This is a genomic window from Roseateles flavus (assembly GCF_039872765.1).
In the GTDB taxonomy this organism is placed as follows: domain Bacteria; phylum Pseudomonadota; class Gammaproteobacteria; order Burkholderiales; family Burkholderiaceae_C; genus Roseateles_B; species Roseateles_B flavus.
In genome coordinates this window covers 636,690-658,925 of the sequence record NZ_JBDPZC010000001.1, presented here as the reverse complement: position 1 = coordinate 658,925, position 22,236 = coordinate 636,690, and the positions used below count along the sequence as shown (strand labels likewise).

Here is a 22,236-nt window from a genome sequence, read left to right as displayed (position 1 = left end):
GGTCCGGATCGAGAGATCACCTGGGCCGCCGGGCTGAAAGGCTCCACAAATGCCGCTAAAGCGTTCGCCGCCTGACTCCACCAGCACGGCAACGCCGATGGACTAACACACTGGAGTTTAAAAACGTGGCGAACAGCGATTTTCTCTTCACTTCGGAGTCGGTCTCGGAAGGCCACCCCGACAAGGTCGCGGACCAGATCTCAGACGCGATCCTCGATGCCATCTTCACCCAGGATCCCCGTTCGCGCGTAGCGGCAGAGACCCTCTGCAACACGGGCCTCGTGGTGCTGGCGGGCGAGATCACCACCAACGCCCATGTCGACTACATCCAGGTCGCGCGGGACACCATCAAGCGCATCGGCTACGACAACACCGAGTACGGCATTGACTACAAGGGCTGCGCCGTGCTGGTCGCCTACGACAAGCAGTCCAATGACATCGCCCAGGGCGTAGACCATGCCAGCGACGACCACCTGAACACTGGCGCCGGCGACCAGGGCCTGATGTTCGGCTACGCCTGCGACGAGACGCCCGAGCTGATGCCCGCGCCCATCTACTACGCCCACCGCCTCGTGGAGCGCCAGGCCCAGCTGCGCAAGGACGGCCGCCTGCCCTTCCTGCGCCCGGACGCCAAGAGCCAGGTCACGATGCGCTATGTCGACGGCAAGCCGCACAGCATCGACACCGTGGTGCTCTCCACCCAGCACGCCCCCGAGATGAGCCTGGGCGACAAGATGAAGCCCGAGTTCTACGAGGCCGTCATCGAGGAGATCATCAAGCCCGTGCTGCCCAAGGAATGGCTGCAGGAGACCAAGTACCTGGTCAACCCGACCGGCCGCTTCGTCATCGGCGGCCCGCAGGGCGACTGCGGCCTCACCGGCCGCAAGATCATCGTCGACACCTACGGCGGTGCCTGCCCGCACGGCGGTGGCGCCTTCTCGGGCAAGGACCCGACGAAGGTCGACCGCTCGGCCGCCTATGCCGCCCGTTACGTGGCCAAGAACATCGTGGCCGCCGGCCTGGCTCGCCAGTGCCAGATCCAGGTCGCCTACGCCATCGGCGTGGCCCGCCCGATGAACGTCACGGTCTACACCGAAGGCACCGGCGTCATCCCCGACGAGCAGATCGCCAAGCTCGTCCAGGAGCACTTCGACCTGCGCCCCAAGGGCATCATCCAGATGCTGGACCTGCTGCGCCCGATCTACTCCAAGACCGCGGCCTATGGTCACTTCGGCCGCGAAGAGCCGGAATTCACCTGGGAGCGAACCGATAAGGCTGCAGCACTGCGTGCTGCAGCAGGGCTGTAAGCCCACCTCGCGCGAGCGAGGCATCGGTTCGCGGGCGATGCTCATGTTGCGCAGCAACGTGAGCAGAGACCAACGGGCCGATAAGGCTGCAGCACTGCGTGCTGCAGCGGGGCTGTAAGCCCACCTCGCGCGAGCGAGGCATCGGTTCGCGGGCGATGCTCATGTTGCGCAGCAACGTGAGCAGAGACCAACGGTCCGATAAGGCTGCAAGGTTTCCTCTTCAAGCAAAAGCCGCCCTCGGGCGGCTTTTTTCCTGCAAGGATTGAAACGCCCTCACGCCATCCCGCACAGCTTCCTGAACGGCCCCAGCACCGCCTCGCCCTTGAAGGGCTTGACGATCCAGCCGGTCACGCCGATGGCCTTGCCGCGCTCGCGCATGTTCTGGTTGTCTTCCGTGGTCAGCATCACGATGCGCACCTGCTTGTTGCCCAGCTCGGTGCGTATCTTCTCGGCCATGGTCAGGCCGTCCATATTGGGCATATTGACGTCGCTGACCACCAGCTTGATGCCGGGGTCCTTCTGCAGCTGGTGCAGGCCATCGCGGCCGTCAGTAGCCACAGCCACCTCGAAGCCGTTCTTGCTCAGGAAGCTGGCGACGATCTCTCGCATGGTGCTGGAATCGTCCACCACGAGAATGTGAGCCATATCGGGGGTCTCCTCGGGAACTTCGTTCGGTCGCGTTGTTCGGCAGGGTCGGTCAGAAGAGTTCCAGCTCGCCCGTAGGCGCCACGTCGGGCGGGGCGCTGTCGAACTCGGCGAACTCTTCGGGCGACCAATGCAGGTTGAAGATGAAGCGCTGCACGATCATCAGGGGCGGCAGGCCCGGCCGCTTGGGGTCGGAGAGCTGGTAGCGGATGCACAGCTGCGGATCCTGCGAGCCGAAGGAGATGTACTTGTGCTCGTGGTTGATCACGATGGGCACCTGCGTCTGCTGGTTGGCAAAGGCCTTGGGCGGGATGTAGCGGTTCTTGAAGGCACCCCAGATCAGGTTGGTGGTCTCGCCCAGCATGTTGTTGAGCTCGCGGAAGTTGAGGTCACCGCCCACGCCCTCGTAGCCGAAACCCTGGATCAGGCCCTGGCGAAGGGCGCTCTCCTCGGTCTGCAGCATCATGTAGCCGCGGCACCAGGTGCTCTCGATGGCGATCAGCGTGGACACCTCGCCATGAATGATGCGGTCGTGCACGACATACGGCGACTCCGCCGTCACCAGCGCATTGGGAAACATGGAGCCCAGCGCCGAGCAGGTCAGCTGCACGATGCCGTTGACCAGGCTGGTCGGGTAGCGCAGGCTGAAGATGGCGCGTTCCACCGCCTCGCGCAGGGGCTCCATCTCGCCGGAGCGCCACTCGTGGCGCAGCGTGCCCTGTTCCTCCGGGCTCAGCGGGCGCTCGCTGGTGCGGCGCAGGAAGATGGGCAGCTCGGGCCGCAGCTTGTGGATGGCACGCGCCAGGGTCAGGCCGTCGGGTCCCTCGCAGGGCAGGTTCTCGGCCAGCAGCACGCCGCCGAGGTCCTTGTGCTGGGACAGCGTCGGCAGCGCATCTCCCGCGGAGCGCGGCAGGGCGACCAGACCGACCTGGGCACAGAAGTCAGACAGGCGCCGGTACTGCTCGGGCTCATGCTCCAGCAGCAGCACCTTGGCTTCCAGTTGCGTGGTTTCCGTCATGGGCTCAGCAGGGTCGGGCCCTGTCCGCTAAGACCGCCGGGGCGGTCGGGCTTGTACGGCGGGCATGCCGGCCTGGTGCAGCCAGGGGCATGCCCGGGGCTCGAGCGGCGCCTGCAAGCGCCCCACGGACCTCGGCCCATGCTACGCCTGCAGCGGCGATTGAACAGAGGCCGCCTCGTGCAGGATTCACGGCTTTGGACCCCCCTTCGCCGCGACTGCATCAGGCTTGTGGGCATCCCATGGCAGCCGGACCGTAGTGGCGCTACTCTAGTGACCTGCCTCCGCCGGCAATCGCCTCATGAGCACGCACTTCCAAGCCGCCCCCCTGACCATCCTGATCGTCGACGACCAGAATGCCACCCGGGTCGCCCTGGCCGCGGAGCTGGACCGTGCCGGCCACCGCGTCCTGGAGGCCGCCAGCGCCGACTGGGGCCTGCAGCTCTTCGAACGCTACCGGCCGGACCTGGTCCTGCTGGATGTGGAGATGCCCGAGAAGGACGGCTACTGGGCCGCCCGCGCCATGCGCAGCGCCGAACCCGGCGGCTGGACGCCCATCATCTTCCTCTCGCAGCACAGCCAGGATGCCAATGTCTGGAAGGGCATTGAGGCCGGCGGGGACGACTACCTCGTCAAGCCCGTCACGCCCATGATCCTGCACGCCAAGCTGCGGGCGATGCAGCGGCTCTCGCACATGCGCCAGCGCCTGGTCTCGGTCTCCGAGGAGCTGCGCCAGGCCAATGCGCAGCTGCATGAGCTCAGCCAGGTCGATTCACTGACCGGGCTGATGAACCGCCGCGGCCTGGACGCGCGGCTGCAGCAGGAGATCGCCGCGGCTCGGCGCAGCGGCCAGCCCCTGACGCTGATGCTGTGCGACGTCGACCACTTCAAGCGCTACAACGACGCCCTGGGCCATGTGGAGGGCGACCAGTGCCTGCGCCATGTGGCCCGGCTGCTGAAGGACCTCTGCCGCCGCCCTGCCGACTGCGCGGCCCGCTACGGCGGCGAGGAGTTCGCCCTGCTGCTGCCCAACACGCCGCGCTCCGGCGCCATGACCTACGCCCGCGCCCTGCTGCGCACGCTGGCACAGGGGCAGCTGCCCCATCCGGATTCGCCCATCGCCAGCCACATCACGCTCTCGGGCGGCATCACCACTTGCATTCCCGACGAAACGACGAACGCCGAAGGTCTGCTCATGCGTGCCGACGACGCGCTCTACAACGCCAAGGCCTACGGCCGGAACCGCTTCTTCAGCTACGAGATGCAGATGGACACCGACGAGCAGCGCCAGGCCCTGCGCGGCGGACGCTGAAGCCGGGCAAACGGCACTGTACAAAATCACAGCCTCCAGGCAAGCTGCCGGTCATCCTGACCGATGCCCCTGCCGCCCACCGTGAGCCGTACCCGCCCGCCCAGCCTCGAGCAACTCCGCCGCTACGCCATCGCGCGCAGCCTCTTCGCGCCCACCACCCTGCCCCAGGCCATCCGCCGCCTGGGCTTTGTGCAGGCCGACCCCATGCGCGCGCCGGCGCGGGCCCAGGACCTGATCCTGGCCTGGCGGGTCAAGGACTACCGCGCCGGCGAGCTCGAAAGCCGCTACCGCCGCCTGGCCGTCGAGGAGGACTGCTTCGTCAACTACGGCTTCCTGCCGCGCGAGCACCTGGCGCTGATGCATCCGCGCACCGCCCGCAAGCCCTGGGACCGCGAGACCCAGGCCCGCGCGCAGGAGCTGCTGGCCCATATCACCGAGGCCGGCCCCCAGCATCCCGCCCAGGTCCAGGCCCTGTTCGATCACGGCCAGGTGCGCGGCTACTGGGGCGGGCAGTCCAATGGCGTGACGCATCTGCTGGACGGCATGCATTACCGCGGCCTGCTGCGCGTGCACCGGCGCGACAGCGGGACGCGCGTCTACGAGGCCGTCCAGCACCCGCCCCAGGACGACAGCCCAGCCGCCCGCCTGGCCCGCGCCGAGAGGCTGCTGGACATGGTGCTGAAGCTCTACGCCCCGCTGCCCGCCCGCAGCTTCGGCTACCTGGGCACCCTGCTGCGCTACGGCGCCCCGCATCTGCAGCCCGAGATCCGCCTGCTGCTCAAGAAGGCCCGGCAGCGCTATCCGCATGCCGAGGTCGAGGGTCAGGTCTGGTTCTGGCCGGCCGACGAAGACCCGCACGCGCGCCGGCACCGCCCGCATGAATCGCTGCGCCTGCTGGCACCCTTCGACCCGGTCGTGTGGGACCGCCACCGCTTCGAGCTGTTCTGGGGCTGGCCCTATCGCTTCGAGGCCTACACGCCCGCCGCGCGGCGCAAGATGGGCCATTACGCCCTCCCGCTCCTGTGGGGCGAAGAGGTGCCCGGCTGGGCCAATCTCAAGGTGGTCGATGGCCGGCTGCAGTGCAAGACCGGCTTCGTCGGTGAACGTCCGCGTGGCGCGCCTTTCGAAGAAGCACTGGATCAGGCGCTGGCGCACCTGTCACGCTTCCTGGGCCTGGAGGACGGTGCGGGCGAAGGCTGAATTGCCGCATCGTCCAGGCCCAAATTCACGCACCGTGCGGCGCGCAGCCCCTACAATCCGCGCTGATCCGAGGAGCGTTGCAACCTTCACTGCCTGATACGGGCGCCTGAAGGCCAGGCTCGGAACCGGTCGAGCGATCCACCTCCTGGACCCGACCTCTTGCAACCGCGCTCACCCGCTGCCGTCTGGCCTGGGTGATCGCGTCTTCCTCGACCCCTCCCCTGCCCGGCGTCAGCGGCTTCAGACCATGAAGGAGCCTGCCCATGAACGCCGCTGCCACCGACAACTACAAGATCGCCGACCTGTCCCTCGCTGACTGGGGTCGCAAGGAACTCAACATCGCCGAGCACGAGATGCCCGCGCTGATGGCCATCCGCAAGGAATACGCCGCCAGCCAGCCCCTCAAGGGCGCACGCATCGCCGGCTCGCTGCACATGACCATCCAGACCGGCGTGCTGGTCGAGACCCTGCAGGCACTGGGCGCCGAAGTGCGCTGGGCGTCCTGCAACATCTTCTCCACGCAAGACCATGCCGCGGCCGCCCTGGCCGCGCGCGGCACGCCCGTCTTCGCCTACAAGGGCGAGACGCTGGAAGACTACTGGGACTACACCCATCGCATCTTCGAATTCGCCGGCAAGGGTGAAGCGGGCGAAGGCCCCAACATGATCCTGGACGACGGCGGCGATGCCACCCTGCTGATGCACCTGGGCCAGAAGGCCGAGAAGGACCTCTCCGTGCTGGCCAACCCGGGCAGCGAGGAAGAGCGAATCCTCTTCGCCGCCATCAAGGCCAAGGTCGCCCAGGACCCCACCTGGTACACCCGCAAGAGCGCCGAGATCATCGGCGTGACCGAGGAAACCACCACCGGCGTGCACCGCCTGAAGGAGATGAGCGCCAAGGGCACGCTGCTGTTCCGCGCCATCAACGTCAACGACTCCGTCACCAAGAGCAAGTTCGACAACCTCTATGGCTGCCGCGAGTCCCTCGTGGACGGCATCAAGCGCGCCACCGACGTGATGGTGGCCGGCAAGATCGCCGTGGTGGCCGGCTATGGCGACGTGGGCAAGGGCTCGGCACAGGCCCTGCGCGCCCTGTCCGCGCAAGTGTGGGTGACCGAGATCGACCCCATCTGCGCGCTGCAGGCCGCGATGGAAGGCTATCGCGTCGTGACCATGGAGTACGCCGCCGACAAGGCCGACATCTTCGTGACCACCACCGGCAACAAGAACGTCATCCGCCACGAGCACATGGCCGCGATGAAGAACAACGCCATCGTCTGCAACATCGGTCACTTCGACAACGAGATTGACGTCGCCTCGCTGGAGAAGTACCAGTGGGAGGAGATCAAGCCGCAGGTGGACCACGTCATCTTCCCCGACGGCAAGCGCATCATCCTGCTCGCCAAGGGCCGCCTGGTGAACCTGGGCTGCGGCACGGGTCATCCGAGCTATGTGATGAGCTCGTCCTTCGCCAACCAGACCATCGCCCAGATCGAGCTGTTCGCCCACCGCGACGCCTACGACATCGGCAAGGTCTATGTGCTGCCCAAGCACCTGGACGAGAAGGTGGCGCGCCTGCAGCTGACCACGCTGAATGCGCAGCTGACGGAGCTGACGGAGGAGCAGGCGGCGTATATCGGTGTGCCCAAGCAGGGCCCCTACAAGCCCGACACCTACCGCTACTGATCTCTGCGGGCTACTGCGCGAACTTCATGCGTCGTTGCGGGCCCCTCCGCAGATCCTCACGTAGCGCCGCTACGTTCCGGTCTGCGGATCCTCCCGCGCCTAGCCTGAAGTCCGCTCGCTACGCCCGGCACCACCGAACGCTGCCACGACAAACCCCAAACTTCCTCAATGCGCGCCGACCAACGCCTCATGACCCTGCAACTCGCGCCCACGCGCTCGGCCGCCCAGCGGCTGATCGAGCGGGGCGCGGTGCTGCGGGCGTCGGGGGCGAAGGTGAGGAAGGCGGGCGAGGACGTGGGCGAGCGCGAGGTGCTGGCGGTGACGGACGACGCGGAGCTGCGCTACATCTCCCGCGGCGGCCTGAAGCTGGAAGGCGCGCTGCAGGCCAGCGGCATTGCAGTGCAAGGCCTCACGGTGCTGGACATGGGCCAGAGCACCGGCGGCTTCACCGACTGCCTGCTCAAGCACGGCGCCGCCCGTGTCGTGGGCGTGGACGTGGGGCATGGGCAGCTGCATGCGACCCTGCAGACCGATGCGCGCGTCACCGCGCTCGAGGGCCTGCATGTGCGCGAGCTGGCGGGCTCGGCCCTGACTTCCCATGTGCCGAGCGGCGGCTTCCCGCTGATCGTGGGAGACCTGAGCTTCATCTCCATGACGGGCGCCTTCGCGCAACTGGACCCCTGGCTCGCGGCGGAGGGTCAGGTCTTGCTCCTGATCAAGCCGCAGTTCGAGCTGGGCCCCAAGGCCCTCTCCAGGGGCGGACTGGTCAAGGACCCTTCGCTGTACCCGCAACTGGAACAGCAGGCCCGCAACGCCGCTCAAGGACTGGGCTGGCAGGTGCAGGGCTACTTCAGCAGCGCCATCACCGGCGGTGATGGCAACACGGAATTCTTTCTGTGGGCCCGCAAGACGAGCGGCCACCCCACAGCCACAGGAAAGGCATCGCCATGAGCCTCACGAACACCACGCCGGCCAAGCCGCCGGTCAGCTTCGAGTTCTTCCCTCCCAACACGCCCGTGGGCACCGAGAAGCTGCGCACCGTCGTGCAGGAGCTGAGCGCCGTGCAGCCGCACTACTTCAGCGTGACTTACGGCGCCGGCGGCTCCACCCGCGAGAAGACCCTGGCCACCGTCAGCGAGATCGCCGCGGCCGGCCATGAGGCCGCACCGCACCTCTCCTGCGTGGGCTCGACCCGCGAGAACATCGCCGAGATCCTGGCCACCTACCGCGCGCAGAACATCCGCCGTGTCGTGGCCCTGCGAGGCGATCTGCCCAGCGGCACGGCCACGGCCGGCGAGTTCCGCTATGCCGCCGAGCTGGTGCAGTTCATCCGCGAGACGCAAGGCGCGGACTGGCAGATCGAGGTGGCCGCCTATCCGGAGTACCACCCACAACAGCGTTATGCCGCACGGGACCTCCAGCACTTCGCGGACAAGATGAAGGCCGGCGCAAGCGGCGCCATCACCCAGTTCTTCTTCAACCCGGACGCCTACTTCCACTTCGTGGACGAGGCCCGCCGGCTGGGCGTCACCGCGCCCATCGTGCCGGGCATCATGCCCTTCCACAACTACGGCCGCATCGCGCAGTTCGCCGCCCGTGACGGCATCGAGATCCCGCGCTGGGTCGCGCTGAAGATGGAAGGCTATATGGACGACACCGCCTCCATCCGCGCCTTCGGCCTGGACGTGGTCACGCGGGTGTGCGAACGCCTGATCGCCGGCGGCGCCCCGGGCATCCACTTCTATACGCTCAACCAGAGCGGCCTGGTGCTGGAGTTGTGCAAACGCCTCGGTCTGGGCGCCTGAGCTTGCGCCGGATCAAGTCGTCCTGATGTCCACATGAATCCTGGGGGCAAGGCGCCCCCGGAGTTGCGTCACATCAAGGGATAACCCTCGCGCGGCCTCTCCAATAGCTTCATCGGGAACGTTCCCATTCTTTGAAGGAGCTATTGAGATGAGCAAGCTTGTTGCACGCACCCTGATCGCCGCCACCCTGGCCGCCGGCGCCTTTGCCGCCCAGGCCGCCGAGAGCCCCTGGCTGATGCGCGTGCGTGCCGTGAACCTCGACTCGGCCAACAAGGACACGACCGGTCTGGACCTGAGCGTCAACAACAAGGTCATCCCCGAAGTCGACTTCAGCTACTTCTTCAGCCCCAACCTGGCCGCTGAGCTGATCCTGACCTATCCGCAGAAGCACACGCTGTCGGCCGGTGGCACCGAGATCGGTACCCTGAAGCACCTGCCGCCCACCCTGAGCCTGCAGTACCACTTCGCCCCCAATGACACCTTCCGTCCCTACGTGGGCGCCGGCCTGAACTACACGATCTTCTCGAACGTGGAATTCATCCCGGCCGTGGATACCGCCCTGTCGCCCAGCGTCAAGCACACCAGCGTGGGCCTGTCCTTCCAGGTCGGCTTCGACTACGAGATCAGCAAGAACCTGTACCTGAACGTGGACATCAAGAAGGTGCAGATCGGCACCAAGGTCTACTCCAAGGGCACCGAAGTCGGCAAGTTCAAGGTCGACCCGCTGCTGGTGGGCGTGGGTCTGGGCTTCCGCTTCTGAGCGAGCCCCGCGTTTTCTTCTGAGCAATCCTCTTTGTTTTGAGCCGCCGCGCCCGGCCGGGCCCGGCGGCCTTTTTACGTCTGCACACCTCGGACCCTGAGTCGGGCGGTGCAGCGCCCGCAGGGGATGACATAGGATGCGGGGCCCTTCAACGCGCCCCAGCACCGCCCACGCATGCCCGACACGACCCTGCACCAGGCCCCGCAGCCGCCCGCCGGCTGGAATGCATACCTGCAGCGCTTCGGCTATGACGGCTTCCATCTGCGCCAGGAGTGGTCGGCAGTCCTGCGGCAGGCCCTGCGCCATGAGCCGCACTTCCTGTGGCTGACGCGCGGCGAGGCCATCGTCGGCGTGCTGCCCCTGCAACTGGTGAGCGGCCCCCTCTTCGGGCGCTACCTGGTGAGCCAGCCCTATCTCAACACCGGCGGCGTGCTGGCTGACAGCCCCGCGGACGAAGCCCGGCTGGTCGAGGCCGCCGTCGAGCTGGCCCGGCGCCTGGATGTCAAGCACCTGGAACTGCGCCATGAGCGCGAGCTGCAGCACCCGTCCTTCAATGCGCTGGTGACCGAAAAGGTCCACATGCGCCTGCCCCTGCCGGCCACGCCGGAGCTGCTGTGGGAGAAGGGCATCAAGTCCAAGCTGCGCAGCCAGATCCGCAAGCCGCTGTCCGATGATCGCTTCAGCATGGCCTTCGGGCGCGAGGAGCTGCTGGACGAGTTCTACCGCGTCTTCGCCCGCAATATGCGCGACCTGGGCACGCCGCCCTACGGCCGGGCCCTCTTCGCCCAGATGCTGGCGCAGTTCCCCGCCGAGGCCGAGATCGCCGTGCTGCGCCACGAGGGCCGCGCGGTGGCCGCGGGCTTCCTGCTGCATGCGCCGGGCTGCACCCTGATCCCCAGCGCCAGCGCGCTGCGCGAGTACAACCACCTCAGCGTCAATGTGCTGATGTACTGGCGGGTGCTGGAGCGCAGCATCCAGCGCGGCCAGCCCTTGTTCGACTTCGGCCGCAGCACGGTGGACAGCGGCACCTACAAGTTCAAGCAGCAGTGGGGCGCCACGGCCCATCCGGCCTACTGGCAGTACCACTCCTTCAAGGGTTCGGTGGGCGACGCCCGCCCCAGCAACGGCAAGTTCGCCCTGCTGGTGCGGGCCTGGCAGAAGCTGCCGGTGTGGTTCAGCAGCCTGCTGGGGCCGCACATCGTGCGCGGCATCCCCTGATCGATCGAATCAAGCGAGTGCGGCGAAGGCGTCGCGCGTGAGGTTCTCGGGGGCGCCGTCGGCACGGCACACCACGTCGTCCTCGATGCGGATGCCGCCAAAGCGCGCCAGACGCTCCACCTTCGCCCAGTCCACGGCCTTCGCGGCCGGCGTGGCGCGCAGCTTGTTCAGCAGCGTGGGGATGAAGTAGAGGCCCGGCTCGATGGTCACGCACATGCCGGCGGCCAGGTCGCGGGTCAGGCGCAGATAGGGATGCCCGTCCGGCTTGCCCCGCGTGCCACCCGCCTCGCTGGCCATGAATCCGCCCACGTCATGCACCTGCAGGCCCAGGAAGTGACCGATGCCATGCGGGAAGAAGGTGCTGGTCACGCGCTCGGCCAGCATCGCCTCCTCGCTCATGGCCACCAGCTGCTGCTCGCGCAGGATGCGGGCGATGTGGCGGTGGGTGCTGAGGTGGATCTCGCGGTAGTCCACGCCCTGCCGGACCTCGTCGACCAGGGCCAGCTGCGCCGATTCCATGGCGGCGAGCAGCGCGTCGAACTCGGCGCTGCCGGCATCGCCACGGGTCCAGGTGCGGGTGATGTCCGAGGCATAACCCGCCACCTGCGCGCCCGCATCCACCAGCAAGGACCGGTGTTGCGCGGGGCGCGCCGTGTCCTGGTACTGGTAGTGCAGCACGGCGGCATGCTCGTTGACGCCCACGATATTGCTGTAGGGCAGGTCGCGGTCGGTGTGACCGGCGGCGATCAGGTAGGCACGGTGGATCTCGGCCTCGGAGCCGCCCGCCAGGAAGGCATCACGCGCCGCCAGATGCGCACGCGCCCCGATCAGCGAGGCCTCGCGCAGGCATTGCTGCTCATAGGGTGTCTTGCACGCGCGGGCCCAGTGCAGGCTGTGGACCAGGGCCTCGGGATTGTTGGGCACCAGGTGCTGCAGGGCCGCATCGACCTCGCCGACGATGGCCAGACGGCTGATGTCCGCCGGCAGGTGCTGCAGCGCCTGCTCGGGCTCGCTGATCACGCGCAGCTCGACCTGGTCCACCCAGTAGCCGGCCGGCGGTGCGGGGGGCACGTGCCAGTAGTCGTCGGGCTGGTAGTAGACCAGCAGTGGCTTCGCGCCCGGGCGCACCAGCAGCCAGCTGTATGGGTGAGCCACGAGCGGCAGCCAGGCCTTGAAGTGCGGGTTGGGCTGGAAGAGATAGGGGCGGTCGTCCAGGAAAGCGTACTTCTCGACGCCCGAGGCGATCAGCAGGGCCTCATGGCCGCTGAGGCTCAGCGCACGCTCGGCGCGGGCCTGGCAGGTCTGGAGGTGCTCGGCGTAGAGCGAGGCAATGCGGGGGTCTTGGGCGGCATGGCTCATGGCGACTGGGCGGGGCGCGGTGGCGCTCGGTGGCGTTCTTGTGAAGCCCGCATTCTCGGTCAGGCGGCCGCCGCTTGACCCCGGTCATGCCCGGGGGCCGCCCGGTTCAGCCGCGCTCGTCCCAGACCACGCCTTCCTCGGTGATCATGGCCTGCAGGGGCACGTCGTGCGGCTCGGCCTTCAGCAGCGGCAGGAAGCCATGGGCATAGCCCACGCCCACGGTCGCGGGACGCGGCTTCAGCGCCGCCAGCGTCCGGTCCATGAAACCGCCACCGTAGCCCAGCCGCAGGCCGCAAGGCCCGAAGCCCACGCAGGGCACGACCAGCAACTGGGGCTCGAAGACCTCGGTGTCCTTGGGCTTCGGGATGCCGTAGGCGTCTTCTTCCATGGGGCAGCCCGGGTACCAGACGTGGAAGCGCAGGGTGCCGTGCGCCTTGTCCACCACCGGCAGGCCGATGCGACGGTCCTCGTGGGCCTCGCTCCAGCGGTAGAGCGCCGGCAGCGGATCGAACTCGCCCTTGATGGGCCAGTAGGCACCGATGGTCATCTCGCGGCGCGTCACCAGCCAGACGCGCAGGACCTCCTGCAGGTCGGCCGCGAGTTCGAGGCGATGGGGCAGGTCCAGGCGGTCCTGGATGAGCTTGCGGCGCAGCGCGACCTTGTCGTTCAAATCCACAGGCAAGACCCTTGCATGGCAGGAAGCCTGCATCCTAGCCGGGGTCAGGCCTTGCTGCCAGCCTGACCGTCAGAGCGGTGGCGCTTGCGCCTATCATGGGCCGATGTCCAAGGAACTGCTTGACCATGCCCTGGAGCTGCTGGCCCCGCTGGGCTCGCTGCGCAGCCGCCGCATGTTCGGCGGCTGGGGCATCTATGTGGAGGACCTCTTCATCGCCATCATCGCCTTCGACCAGCTGTTCCTGAAGGCGGACGACGTGACCCTCCCCCGCTTCGAGGCCGCCGGCTGCCGGCGTTTCGAGTACGAGCGCGAGGGCAAGATGGCTGGGCTGCGCTATTTCAGCCCGCCGGAGGATGCGATGGAGTCGCCGGCTCTGATGCGGCCGTGGGCGCAGCTGGCCCTGGAGGCGGCGCTGCGGGCGCGACAGAAGCCGGCGGCACGCAAGCCGAAGCCCTCCTCCTCAACCAGCCGCAAGTACTGATCGCCAGGCGATGGCGCGGGGCCTAGGCGCGCCGCACCTCGGCCAGCGCCACCAGCACCTCCTCCTCGCCATTCATGTAGAGGCGCTTGCCCTGGTGCGGGTAGTCGCAGACGTCCTGCTCCAGGTGGATGCGGGCGGCGAACATCAGCAGCGGCTCGCTGCCGCTGTTGTGGATGCTGTGCGCCTCGCCCCGGGCCGCGAAGCCCAGGAAGTCACCGGTGCGCAGCGGGTGCCACTGGTCCTCGATCAGCACCCGACCCTCGCCGCTCAGCACATAGAAGCACTGCTCCTCGTACAGGTGGCGGTGGTACTCGGCCGAGGAGCGACCGGGCGCCAGGCTCATCAGCTGGCAGCCCAGCTGCTCCATCCCGGTGGCCGGGGACAGAAAACGGGCCTGGCGCACGGCATGGGGATCCAGCAGGTGCGTCTTCTCCTGCACCGGCAGGGCCTCGATGGCCGCACGGCTCAACAGTGCGCGAGGCCCTGCCATGATCAGGCGATCACCAGGCCGTGACTGCGCTGGTTGACCGTCACCGGGCGGCGCTGCACGTCCGGGCAGGCCAGGGGTGGCACCAGCAGCTGGAAGCGGGCCTGTGGCCAGGCTTCCAGGACCAGTTCGGCGCCCGAGGGCACGGTCAGGCTGTCCCCGGCTTCGAGCCAGACGTCCAGGGCCGGGCGGTTCATGCGGCCGTCACGGGTCAGCCAGACCCGGCCTTCCAGCACCTGCAACTCGCGCGGGCCCGGGCCGATGGGCAGCTTCAGGGCCTCGCCCTGGGCCAGGCGCCAGTCGGCGCCGTGATCGGCGGCCCGATGGATTGATGCGGATTCTGCGGCAGTGATACGGCTGAACATGGCTTTCCCCTCTGCTCCCGCCGGCCCTTGATTCAATAGAGGCCCGTAAAAATCGGGAACGTGGAGGGATACTAGGGTCTCCACTGATCAGCGTCCAATGAGATCATTGCGCCGTATTGATGCGTTTCATTCATGAATCCAAGCCGCCAACGCCCCCTTGCCATCGGCCCGCTGCGCGCCTTCGAGGCTGTCGCACGGCACTTGAGCTTCCGCGCCGCGGCCGAAGAGCTGCACCTGACGCAGTCCGCCATCAGCCGGCAGATCCGCTCGCTGGAGGAGGAGGTCGGCTGCCAGCTCCTGCTGCGCGGCACCCGGCATGTGGAGCTGAGCAGCCACGGCTCCCTGCTGCTGGGCACGGTCCGCGGGGTGCTGGACCGGCTGGACACCACGGTGCGGCAGATCCGCCAGAGCCAGGGGCGCAAGGTGGTCAACGTGACCACCTTCGCCTCCTTTGCCTCGCTGTGGCTGCTGCCTCGCCTGGAGGCGTTCCACCGCCTGCATCCGGACATGGACATCCGGGTCTCGGCCCATGACCAGATCATCGAGCTCGACGACAGCGAGATGGACCTGGCCCTGCGCTATGACACCACCAGCGAGATGCCGGTAGATGCCCAGCGCCTCTTCGGCGAGATCCTGACCCCCGTGGTCAGCCCCTGGCTGCTGCAGCAGGCGCAGCAGGGGCAACTGCCGCCCCTGCGCCAGGCCAGCGACCTGGCCCTGCACACCCTGGCCGAGGAGGACGACCAGCGCCCCTCCGGCGTCTACGTCAGCTGGCGGCGCTGGCTGGCCCAGCAGGGTCAGAAGGACCTGCAGCCGCGGCGCTGGATGTACCTCAACTTCACCTACCAGCAGGTGCAGGCGGCGCTGTCAGGCCAGGCCGTGGCACTGGCGCGGCTGGCCCTGGTGAGCGAGTCCCTGCAGCGCAAGGAGCTGGTGGAGCCCTTCGGCCCCGAGGCCCGCATTGACGCGCCCTCGGCCTACTGGCTGGTGATCTCTCGCCAGGGCCGGCAGCGGCCCGAGGCGCTGGAGTTCGCGCGCTGGGTGCAGGAACAGGCCGCACTCACCCGCGAGGCCATCGGCGACGGCCCGGTGGGCGAGAACGAAGAGGGCCTGGGCGGCGACTGAGGCTCAGGGCGCCAGCAGCGCCGACTCGGTCAGGATGACGGTCAGCGCCTGGTCATGGGGCTGCACATCCAGCTCGATCGCCCCCAGCTGCCAGGCCAGGCCGACCGTCGTCACGCCGGGATGCGCCGCCAGCCAGCGGTCGTAGTAGCCGCCGCCATAGCCCAGGCGGTAGCCCGCCGGGCTGAAGCCCACGCAGGGCACCAGCAGCACATCCGGCAGGACCACGGCCCCTTCGCTGCTCGGAATGCCGCATTCGTCCTTGACGGCCGGCGGCTGCCCGTCCCAGCGGCGGAAGTCCATGTGGCGGTTCGCCTTGCGCGCAAAAGGCAGAGCCAGGGTGCAGTCCTCAAGGCCCTCGGCCGCCTGGAGCAGCGCAGCTGCGTTAAATTCGCCTTCGAGAGGCCAGTAAAGCCCCAGGCACTGCGGCTCCAGCTGCGCCAGCAGGCTCAGCAGGCTCCGGCCCAGCTGCGCTTCGGCGTCGGCAAAGGCGGGCGAGGCGATGAATTCGCGGCGCTGCCGCAGCAGCTCTTTACGCAGACTTGCCCGATCGGGCGCGGCACTGGTCGTCACGGGACACCCCATCAAGGACACGCATTGAACGCAGTATATGGAGCGCCCGGCGCAGCGCCGGGCCCATCGGGGACACGCAAGGGCGCGGGCCGCCTGCTCGGCTGGACGCTGACCGGCCTGCTGGCCCTGGCCGGCGCCGAGGCCCGCACGCAGGCCATCCCCCTGCCCCTGAACGCGCCGCAGACCGACCTGCTCACCGAAGCGCGCGAGGCCCTCAAGGCGCGTGACAGAAAGCGCCTGCAGGCCGCCGCGCAGCAGGCCTACGCCAGCCAGCATCCCCTGGCCTCCTGGGTGGCCTACTGGGACTACGGCCTGCGCCTGGGCGAGCTGGGCCAGGCCGATCTCGAGGACTTCTACGCCCGCTTCCCCGGCACTTACGTGGAGGACCGCCTGCGCAACGACTGGCTGCTGGAGCTGGGGCGCCGCCGTGACTGGTCCAACTTCCAGCGCGAGCTGCCCCGCTTCAAGATGGCGGACGACCGCGAGGTGGTCTGCTACGGCCTGCTCGCCGAGCATGCCCAGGGCCGGGACGTCCGCGACCGTGCCCGCGCCGCGTGGCTGGCTCAGAAGGACGGCGACGAGGGCTGCGCGGCCCTGGCCACCGCCCTGTTCGAGGCACGCAAGTTCAGTGCGGCCGATGTCTGGACCAAGTTGCGCCTGTCCGTCGAGTACGCCCGCCCCCGGGCGATCCGCCAGGCCACCGAGCTGCTGCCCAAGCCCGTGCAGCAGGGCATCCAGGACGCCCTGGAGAGCAACGCCCGCTTCATGGCCCGCAAGGTCGCCGGCCTGGGCCGGTCGCAGGCCGAGCTCGCCACGCTGGGGCTGGTCAAGCTGGCGGGCAGTGACCCGGCCCAGGCCGCCGACGCCCTGCAGCAGCGCTGGGCCCAGGCCCTCCCTTCCGAGCTGGCCGCCTGGGCCTGGGCGCAGGTCGCCAAGCAATCGGCCTTCCGCCTCCAGCCCGAAGCGGCCGACTACGCCGAGCAGGCGCTCAAGCTGCAAGGGCGCGCGCCCGCCCGTGACTGGAGCGAGGACAGTTGGGCCTGGATCGCCCGCGCCGCCCTGCGTGCCGACCAGGGCCGCGGCCGCCCGGCACTCTTCAACGCCGCCCACGAGGCCCTGCAGGCCTTCGAGGCCAAGGAGCCCGTCTGGGCCTACTGGCGCGCCCGTCTGCAGCTGAGCCAGGCCCCGGCGGGCTCGGCGGGCGAAGCCCAGCGCCAGCAGGCGCGCGCCGCGCTGCAGGCCATCGCCAACCCGCTGCATTTCTACGGCCAACTGGCCGCCGAGGACCTGGGCCTGACCCTGCCCCTGCCGCCGGCGCCGGCGCCGCTCTCTCCGCATGAGCGCGGTGTCGCCTTCGCCCACGGCGGGCTCAACCGTGCCCTGGCGCTGATCAGCCTGGGGCTGCGCAACGAAGGCGTCAGGGAATGGAACTTCAGCCTGCGCGGCATGAGCGACCGCGAGCTGCTGGCCGCGGCGCAGCTGGCCTGCGATCGAGAGGTCTGGGACCGCTGCATCAACAGCAGCGAGCGCACCCGCAGCGAGATCGACCTCAGCCAGCGCTTCCCCCAGCCCCTCGCCAAGGAGCTCGGCGCCAAGGCGGCCGAGGCGGGGCTGGACCTGCCCTATGTCTACGGCCTCATCCGGCAGGAATCCCGCTTCATCCAGGATGCCCGCTCGCATGTGGGCGCCAGCGGCCTGATGCAGGTGATGCCGGCCACGGCCAAATGGACGGCCCGGAAGCTGGGCGTGGACTACCGCCCCGAATTCCTGACGGACCGTGACTTCAACCTGCGCATCGGTACCGGCTACCTGAAGCTGGTGCTGGACGACTTCGGCGGCGCCATGCCCCTGGCCGCCGCGGCCTACAACGCCGGGCCCAACCGCCCGCGCCGCTGGCGCGAGGGCCAGGTGCTGGACGCCTCGCTGTGGACCGAGAACGTCCCCTTCAACGAGACCCGCGACTACGTGAAGAAGGTGCTGGCCAACGCCACGGTCTATGCACGCCTGATGGGTTCGCCCCGCAGCTCGCTGCGGGAACGCCTGGGCGCCACCATCGGCCCGCGCGAAGCCGCGGCGCCACAGGCCAACCAGGATCTGCCATGACCGGCGCATGAAGCGCGCCGGATCCTCGCCCGATGCTTGCCCCGACACCCCCATGAAGACCACACCAGACCCGGACACTCGCCTGCTGATCTTCGGCGGCAGCGGCTTTGTCGGCCGCGCCCTCTGCCGCCAGCTGGTGGCGGCGGGATACGCCCGCATCACCGTGCCCACGCGCCATCGCGCGCATGCCAAGGCCTTGAGCGTGCTGCCCGGGGTCACGGTACTGGAGACCCGGCCGCTCGACGACGACACCCTGCAGGCCCTGGTGGCGGGCGCGGATGTGGTCGTCAACCTGATCGCCATCCTGCAGGGGAGCGAGGCCGCCTTCGAGGCCACGCATGTGCGCTGGCCCCGGCGCCTGGTGCAGGCCTGCGAGGCCGCGGGCGGGCGGCGCCTGGTGCATGTCAGCGCCCTGGGCGTGGCCGAGGACGCACCCTCGCGCTACCTGCGCTCCAAGGCCCGGGGTGAAGCCGTGATCCGCGCCAGCGGCCTGGACTGGCGGCTGCTGCGGCCCTCGGTGATCTTCGGCGCCGAGGACCGCTTCCTGAACCTCTTCGCCGAGCTGCAGCAGGTCTTGCCGGTCCTGCCCCTGGCCGGCGCGACGGCGCAGTTCCAGCCGGTGTGGGTGGAGGACGTCGCCGCGGCCCTGCGCCAGCTGATCGAGCGACCCGAGGCCGCGGGCCAGGTCTTCGAGGCCGCCGGCCCGCAGGTGCTGAGCCTTCGCGAGCTGGTGCAGCTGGCGGGGCAGCTGCTGAGCCGCCCTCGCCCCATTGTGCCCCTGCCCCACGCCCTGGCCTGGCTGCAGGCCCTGTTGCTGGAATGCATGCCGGGCGAGCCGATGATGTCCCGCGACAACCTGGCCTCGATGCGGGTGCCCAACGTCGCCAGCGGTCTGCTGCCCGGCCTGGCGGAGCTGGACCTGAGGCCGCGCAGCGTGGCCGGCGTGCTGGAGGCCCGGCCGCGGGCGCAAAGCCTGGACGACTGGCGGCGAGACTCGCACCCCTGAGCCGGTGCCGCCGGCGCGCGCCCTCCCCTGGCACCGGCCCATACGCGCGGCGCATCAATCCCATGCCGATTTCTCAGCAGTGCTGCGCGGGTCATGCCGCTAAGCTTCAGCGTCCTGATTCCATGAACCCCTGAACTCCGAGGAATGCCCATGAAGCTGGTGATCGGCAACAAGAACTACTCGTCCTGGTCCATGCGGCCCTGGGTCCTGGCCAAGGGACTGGGCATTCCCTTCGAGGAGGTCAAGCTGCGCTTCGACTTCAACGCCGGTTCGCCTTTCTACCAGGCGCTTGCCAAGCACACGCCGGCGGGCAAGGTGCCGGTGCTGGTGGAGGACGACGGCTTTGCCGTCTGGGACACGCTGGCCATCACGGAGTACCTGGCCGAGCGACATCCCGAAGCGGGCGTGTGGCCTGCCGATGCCCGCCAGCGTGCGCGCGCCCGCAGCCTGTGTGCCGAGATGCACTCGGGCTTCGGCCAGCTGCGCTCGCTGTGTCCCATGAACATCGAGGCGGCGCTGCAGGCCAAGGGCGCCGAGCTGCTGGCCAGCGAACCCGGCCTGGGCAAGGACCTCGCCCGCATCAGCGAGCTGCTGCAAGGCGCGCTGGCTGCAAGTCGCGGCCCCTTCCTGTTCGGCACCTTCTGCGCGGCCGACGCCTTCTACGCTCCGGTGGCCATGCGCATCCGCAGCTATGGGCTGCCGGTGCCGCCCGTGGTCGGCGCCTACCTCGACCGCCTGGCCTCGGCGCCCGGCGTGCGCGAGTGGATCACCGATGCCCTGGCCGAGCACGATTTCATCGCGGACGACGAGCCCTACCGCACGGCACCGGCCTGAGCCCAGTCTGAGCACACGACCTGGGCGTCGCCAGGCGTCCGGCCGCGGGAGCGCGCCGGACGCCGCGGCTCAGCGCCGCAGCGGGTCCGCCTGGAGGCCGGAGGCGGCGAGCGCCTCGCCCCACGCCTGCTGCTGGCGCGCGAATTCAGCCCACTCGGCCGCAGCGCGCTCCTGGTGATGGGCTGCTGCGGCGGTCTCGCCCACGGCGGCAAAGATCTGCGCCAGCCGGGTGTGGGTGGCCGCGCGGTCGTCGACATCGCACAGCGGATCCAGCTCGACCGCGGCCTCCCGGGCCTGCTGCACGGCGGCCTCGGTCTCATCGCAATTCAGGCGGCACCAGGCGAGGTCGGACAGCAGGCTGCTGCCCAGGCGGGCCAGGCCGCGCGAGATGGCCAGGGGCAGGTGCTCCTCGTAGAGCGCCTTGGCCTGAGCGAAGTCACCCTGGATAGCGAGGATCTGCGCCCGCAGCAGCGGGGTCAGTTCCGCCAGCACCGCGGCGCCGACGGCGGCGTCGTAGTGCTTGACGGAGTCCACGCCCAGCAGCAGCTCGGGCGCCAGGGCGGCCGTGCTGGACAGCGCCTTCCAGCGCACCTGGGCCGTGCGCATCACGGCCATGTTGTACATGAGGGCCGAGATGGTGGCGTCGTCGCCATCGGCCGCAGCATAGGCGCGGGAGCGCTGGAACCAGGGCAGCGCCTGCTCCAGCTGGCCGGCGTACTGCCAGCACACGCCCATCACCATGTGCACCCGGCCGCGGGCCACGTGGTGCTCCGGCGCGGCCACGCGCAGGCATTCGGCGGCATGGCTGAGCACCACCGGCAGGTCATGCCGCACATAAGCCAGCTGCGTGAGCCAGGCATGGGCCAGGGCCTCGACCTCGGTCTGCCCGATGCTGCGGGAGATGCTCAGCGCGCGCTGGATCTTCTCCTGGGCGCTGCTGCCGAAGTCGGTGTAGTAGCTCATCAGGCCCTCGGCCAGATGGAGCCAGGCGCCCACCTCGGGATGCGGATGCTGGAAAGCCAGCTGGTGCAGCACGGTCAGCTGCTCGCGGGCCTCGTTGAGGGCGCCGTGGCGGGCCAGCAGGATGGCTCGCCGTGCCTTCAGGCAGGCCGCCGGCACCGGGCTCTTCGCCGCCGCGATGTCCTTGTCCAACTGCTTGAGCAGGCGCGACTTGATCTCCATGCAAGACTCCCTCGCTTCGGCGCGCCATCGGGGCGCCAGGCGTACCCCAGGGTTCGCCGGTTGATTCGATCCGGGTACAGCTTGCCAGACGGAGGGCCAGCGCGGGCCCGGTCTGGATCAAATTCAGCGCGTCAGGCGCTCCAGGGCTTCCTGGTACTTGGCGGCGGTCTTCTCGATCACCTCGGCAGGCAGCTGCGGCGCAGGGGCGACCTTGCCCCAGGGCTTGCCATCCACCTGGGCCTGCTCCAGCCAGTCGCGCAGGAACTGCTTGTCGTAGCTGGGCGGGTTGCTGCCCACGGCATAGCTCTCGGCTGGCCAGTAGCGGGAGGAGTCGGGGGTCAGCACCTCGTCCATGAGGGTCAGGGTGCCGTCTGCGTCCAGGCCGAACTCGAACTTGGTGTCGGCGATGATGATGCCCTTGGTGAGGGCGTAGTCGGCGGCACGCTGGTAGAGCTGGATGGCGATGTCGCGAACCTTCTCGGCCATCTCGCGGCCGATGATGGCAGCGCAGCGCTCGAAGTCGATGTTCTCGTCGTGGTCGCCCATCTCGGCCTTGGTGGCCGGCGTGAAGATGGGCTGGGGCAGCTTGGAGGCGTTCTGCAGGCCGGCCGGCAGCTCGACACCACAGACCTTGCCGCTCTCCTTGTACTCGGCCCAGCCGCTGCCGGCCAGGTAGCCACGCACCACGGCCTCGATGGGCAGGGGCTTCAGGCGCTTGACCAGCATGGCGCGGTCGCGCACCTGCTCGCGCTCGGCCTCGCTGACCACGGACAGCGGGTCTTCGCCCGTCAGGTGGTTGGGGACGATGCCCTGCAGCTTGTCGAACCAGAACAGCGCCATCTTGGTCAGCAGTGCGCCCTTGCCCGGGATGGGCTCGCCCATGATGACGTCGTAGGCCGAGATGCGGTCGCTCGCGATCATCAGGATGCGGCCCTCACCGACTGCGTAGTTCTCGCGCACCTTGCCGCGGGCCAGGAGGGGAAGCGAGGTGAGGGAGGAGTTCAGCAGGGCAGCGGTCATGGTGGGCATCCGTCGAAGAGGCGCCGATTTTACGGGCGCCGCGGGCAAAAAAAGACCCGCGGGCCTCTGGACCAGCGGGTC

At 68.9% G+C, this 22,236-nt stretch carries 22 protein-coding genes and 1 riboswitch; of the genes, 13 read left to right on the top strand and 9 right to left on the bottom strand.

Features of this window, described 5'->3' with window-relative positions; genetic code table 11:
• The first annotated feature begins 125 nt into the window (after positions 1-125).
• A complete protein-coding gene (gene metK / locus ABDJ40_RS02980; protein WP_269631936.1) occupies positions 126-1,307 on the top strand; it encodes a methionine adenosyltransferase in 1,182 nt (393 codons plus the stop codon).
• A 273-nt stretch (positions 1,308-1,580) separates the two neighbouring features.
• Here the strand turns inward: metK and ABDJ40_RS02975 are convergent, their stop codons facing one another.
• Together ABDJ40_RS02975 and ABDJ40_RS02970 are read right to left on the bottom strand one after the other, a co-directional pair.
• Positions 1,581-1,952, bottom strand: a complete 372-nt coding sequence (locus tag ABDJ40_RS02975; RefSeq protein WP_183104062.1) for a response regulator — start codon at positions 1,950-1,952, stop codon at positions 1,581-1,583.
• A gap of 52 nt (positions 1,953-2,004) precedes the next feature.
• The gene (locus tag ABDJ40_RS02970; protein WP_347605857.1) at positions 2,005-2,970 is read right to left on the bottom strand and encodes a chemotaxis protein CheX; all 966 of its coding nucleotides are present in this window, start codon (positions 2,968-2,970) and stop codon (positions 2,005-2,007) included.
• Between the two features lie 298 nt (positions 2,971-3,268).
• Between ABDJ40_RS02970 and ABDJ40_RS02965 the strand changes: the two genes are divergently transcribed.
• The 7 genes from ABDJ40_RS02965 (at position 3,269) to ABDJ40_RS02935 (ending at position 10,947) form a co-directional block, all read left to right on the top strand.
• Complete coding sequence (locus tag ABDJ40_RS02965; protein WP_269631938.1) at positions 3,269-4,279, top strand: GGDEF domain-containing response regulator; 1,011 nt, start codon at positions 3,269-3,271, stop codon at positions 4,277-4,279.
• An 81-nt stretch (positions 4,280-4,360) separates the two neighbouring features.
• Positions 4,361-5,479 carry a DNA glycosylase AlkZ-like family protein gene (locus tag ABDJ40_RS02960; protein WP_347605852.1) on the top strand — a complete coding sequence of 373 codons (1,119 nt, stop codon included), beginning with the start codon at positions 4,361-4,363 and terminating at the stop codon, positions 5,477-5,479.
• Between the two features lie 63 nt (positions 5,480-5,542).
• Positions 5,543-5,659, top strand: a riboswitch (S-adenosyl-L-homocysteine riboswitch).
• A gap of 83 nt (positions 5,660-5,742) precedes the next feature.
• Positions 5,743-7,164 carry an adenosylhomocysteinase gene (gene ahcY, locus ABDJ40_RS02955; protein ID WP_269631940.1) on the top strand — a complete coding sequence of 474 codons (1,422 nt, stop codon included), beginning with the start codon at positions 5,743-5,745 and terminating at the stop codon, positions 7,162-7,164.
• A gap of 189 nt (positions 7,165-7,353) precedes the next feature.
• The gene (locus ABDJ40_RS02950; RefSeq protein WP_347605848.1) at positions 7,354-8,115 is read left to right on the top strand and encodes a TlyA family RNA methyltransferase; all 762 of its coding nucleotides are present in this window, start codon (positions 7,354-7,356) and stop codon (positions 8,113-8,115) included.
• Positions 8,112-8,969 (top strand): methylenetetrahydrofolate reductase [NAD(P)H], encoded by an 858-nt coding sequence (gene metF, locus ABDJ40_RS02945; protein WP_347605845.1) that lies wholly within the window; start codon positions 8,112-8,114, stop codon positions 8,967-8,969. The genes ABDJ40_RS02950 and metF overlap by 4 nt, the downstream gene beginning before the upstream one ends.
• A gap of 148 nt (positions 8,970-9,117) precedes the next feature.
• The gene (locus tag ABDJ40_RS02940; RefSeq protein WP_347605842.1) at positions 9,118-9,729 is read left to right on the top strand and encodes an OmpW/AlkL family protein; all 612 of its coding nucleotides are present in this window, start codon (positions 9,118-9,120) and stop codon (positions 9,727-9,729) included.
• Positions 9,730-9,903: 174 nt separating this feature from the next.
• On the top strand, positions 9,904-10,947 hold the full coding sequence (locus ABDJ40_RS02935; RefSeq protein ID WP_347605839.1) for a FemAB family XrtA/PEP-CTERM system-associated protein: 1,044 nt from the start codon (positions 9,904-9,906) through the stop codon (positions 10,945-10,947).
• Between the two features lie 9 nt (positions 10,948-10,956).
• Here ABDJ40_RS02935 and pepQ read toward each other — a convergent pair whose 3' ends face one another.
• Entirely contained in the window at positions 10,957-12,306 is a 1,350-nt protein-coding gene (gene pepQ, locus ABDJ40_RS02930) for a Xaa-Pro dipeptidase (protein WP_347605836.1), read from the bottom strand.
• A 106-nt stretch (positions 12,307-12,412) separates the two neighbouring features.
• Positions 12,413-13,015 carry a 5-formyltetrahydrofolate cyclo-ligase gene (locus ABDJ40_RS02925; protein ID WP_347605833.1) on the bottom strand — a complete coding sequence of 201 codons (603 nt, stop codon included), beginning with the start codon at positions 13,013-13,015 and terminating at the stop codon, positions 12,413-12,415.
• Between the two features lie 70 nt (positions 13,016-13,085).
• On the opposite strand from ABDJ40_RS02925, the gene ABDJ40_RS02920 reads away from it, so the two are divergent.
• Positions 13,086-13,463: a TfoX/Sxy family protein gene (locus ABDJ40_RS02920; RefSeq protein WP_347605830.1), complete on the top strand. Its 378-nt coding sequence runs from the start codon at positions 13,086-13,088 to the stop codon at positions 13,461-13,463.
• Between the two features lie 22 nt (positions 13,464-13,485).
• Here ABDJ40_RS02920 and ABDJ40_RS02915 read toward each other — a convergent pair whose 3' ends face one another.
• Together ABDJ40_RS02915 and ABDJ40_RS02910 are read right to left on the bottom strand one after the other, a co-directional pair.
• Complete coding sequence (locus ABDJ40_RS02915; protein WP_347605827.1) at positions 13,486-13,953, bottom strand: cupin domain-containing protein; 468 nt, start codon at positions 13,951-13,953, stop codon at positions 13,486-13,488.
• 2 nt (positions 13,954-13,955) lie between these two features.
• Positions 13,956-14,315 (bottom strand): DUF2917 domain-containing protein, encoded by a 360-nt coding sequence (locus tag ABDJ40_RS02910; protein ID WP_347605824.1) that lies wholly within the window; start codon positions 14,313-14,315, stop codon positions 13,956-13,958.
• A gap of 132 nt (positions 14,316-14,447) precedes the next feature.
• Between ABDJ40_RS02910 and ABDJ40_RS02905 the strand changes: the two genes are divergently transcribed.
• Positions 14,448-15,440: a LysR substrate-binding domain-containing protein gene (locus ABDJ40_RS02905; RefSeq protein WP_347605821.1), complete on the top strand. Its 993-nt coding sequence runs from the start codon at positions 14,448-14,450 to the stop codon at positions 15,438-15,440.
• A gap of 3 nt (positions 15,441-15,443) precedes the next feature.
• On the opposite strand, the gene ABDJ40_RS02900 is transcribed toward ABDJ40_RS02905, so the two are convergent.
• On the bottom strand, positions 15,444-16,010 hold the full coding sequence (locus ABDJ40_RS02900; protein WP_347605818.1) for a 5-formyltetrahydrofolate cyclo-ligase: 567 nt from the start codon (positions 16,008-16,010) through the stop codon (positions 15,444-15,446).
• A 24-nt stretch (positions 16,011-16,034) separates the two neighbouring features.
• Here ABDJ40_RS02900 and ABDJ40_RS02895 point away from each other — a divergent pair, with 24 nt between their 5' ends.
• From ABDJ40_RS02895 to ABDJ40_RS02885, 3 genes are all read left to right on the top strand, one after another.
• Positions 16,035-18,113 (top strand): lytic transglycosylase domain-containing protein, encoded by a 2,079-nt coding sequence (locus tag ABDJ40_RS02895; RefSeq protein WP_347605815.1) that lies wholly within the window; start codon positions 16,035-16,037, stop codon positions 18,111-18,113.
• A 52-nt stretch (positions 18,114-18,165) separates the two neighbouring features.
• Positions 18,166-19,119 carry a complex I NDUFA9 subunit family protein gene (locus tag ABDJ40_RS02890; RefSeq protein ID WP_347605812.1) on the top strand — a complete coding sequence of 318 codons (954 nt, stop codon included), beginning with the start codon at positions 18,166-18,168 and terminating at the stop codon, positions 19,117-19,119.
• A 144-nt stretch (positions 19,120-19,263) separates the two neighbouring features.
• A complete protein-coding gene (locus tag ABDJ40_RS02885) occupies positions 19,264-19,953 on the top strand; it encodes a glutathione S-transferase family protein (RefSeq protein ID WP_347605809.1) in 690 nt (229 codons plus the stop codon).
• Between the two features lie 69 nt (positions 19,954-20,022).
• Here ABDJ40_RS02885 and ABDJ40_RS02880 read toward each other — a convergent pair whose 3' ends face one another.
• Entirely contained in the window at positions 20,023-21,135 is a 1,113-nt protein-coding gene (locus tag ABDJ40_RS02880) for a hypothetical protein (RefSeq protein ID WP_347605806.1), read from the bottom strand.
• Between the two features lie 123 nt (positions 21,136-21,258).
• Positions 21,259-22,155, bottom strand: a complete 897-nt coding sequence (locus ABDJ40_RS02875) for a phosphoribosylaminoimidazolesuccinocarboxamide synthase (protein WP_347605803.1) — start codon at positions 22,153-22,155, stop codon at positions 21,259-21,261.
• Between the last annotated feature and the right edge of the window lie 81 nt (positions 22,156-22,236).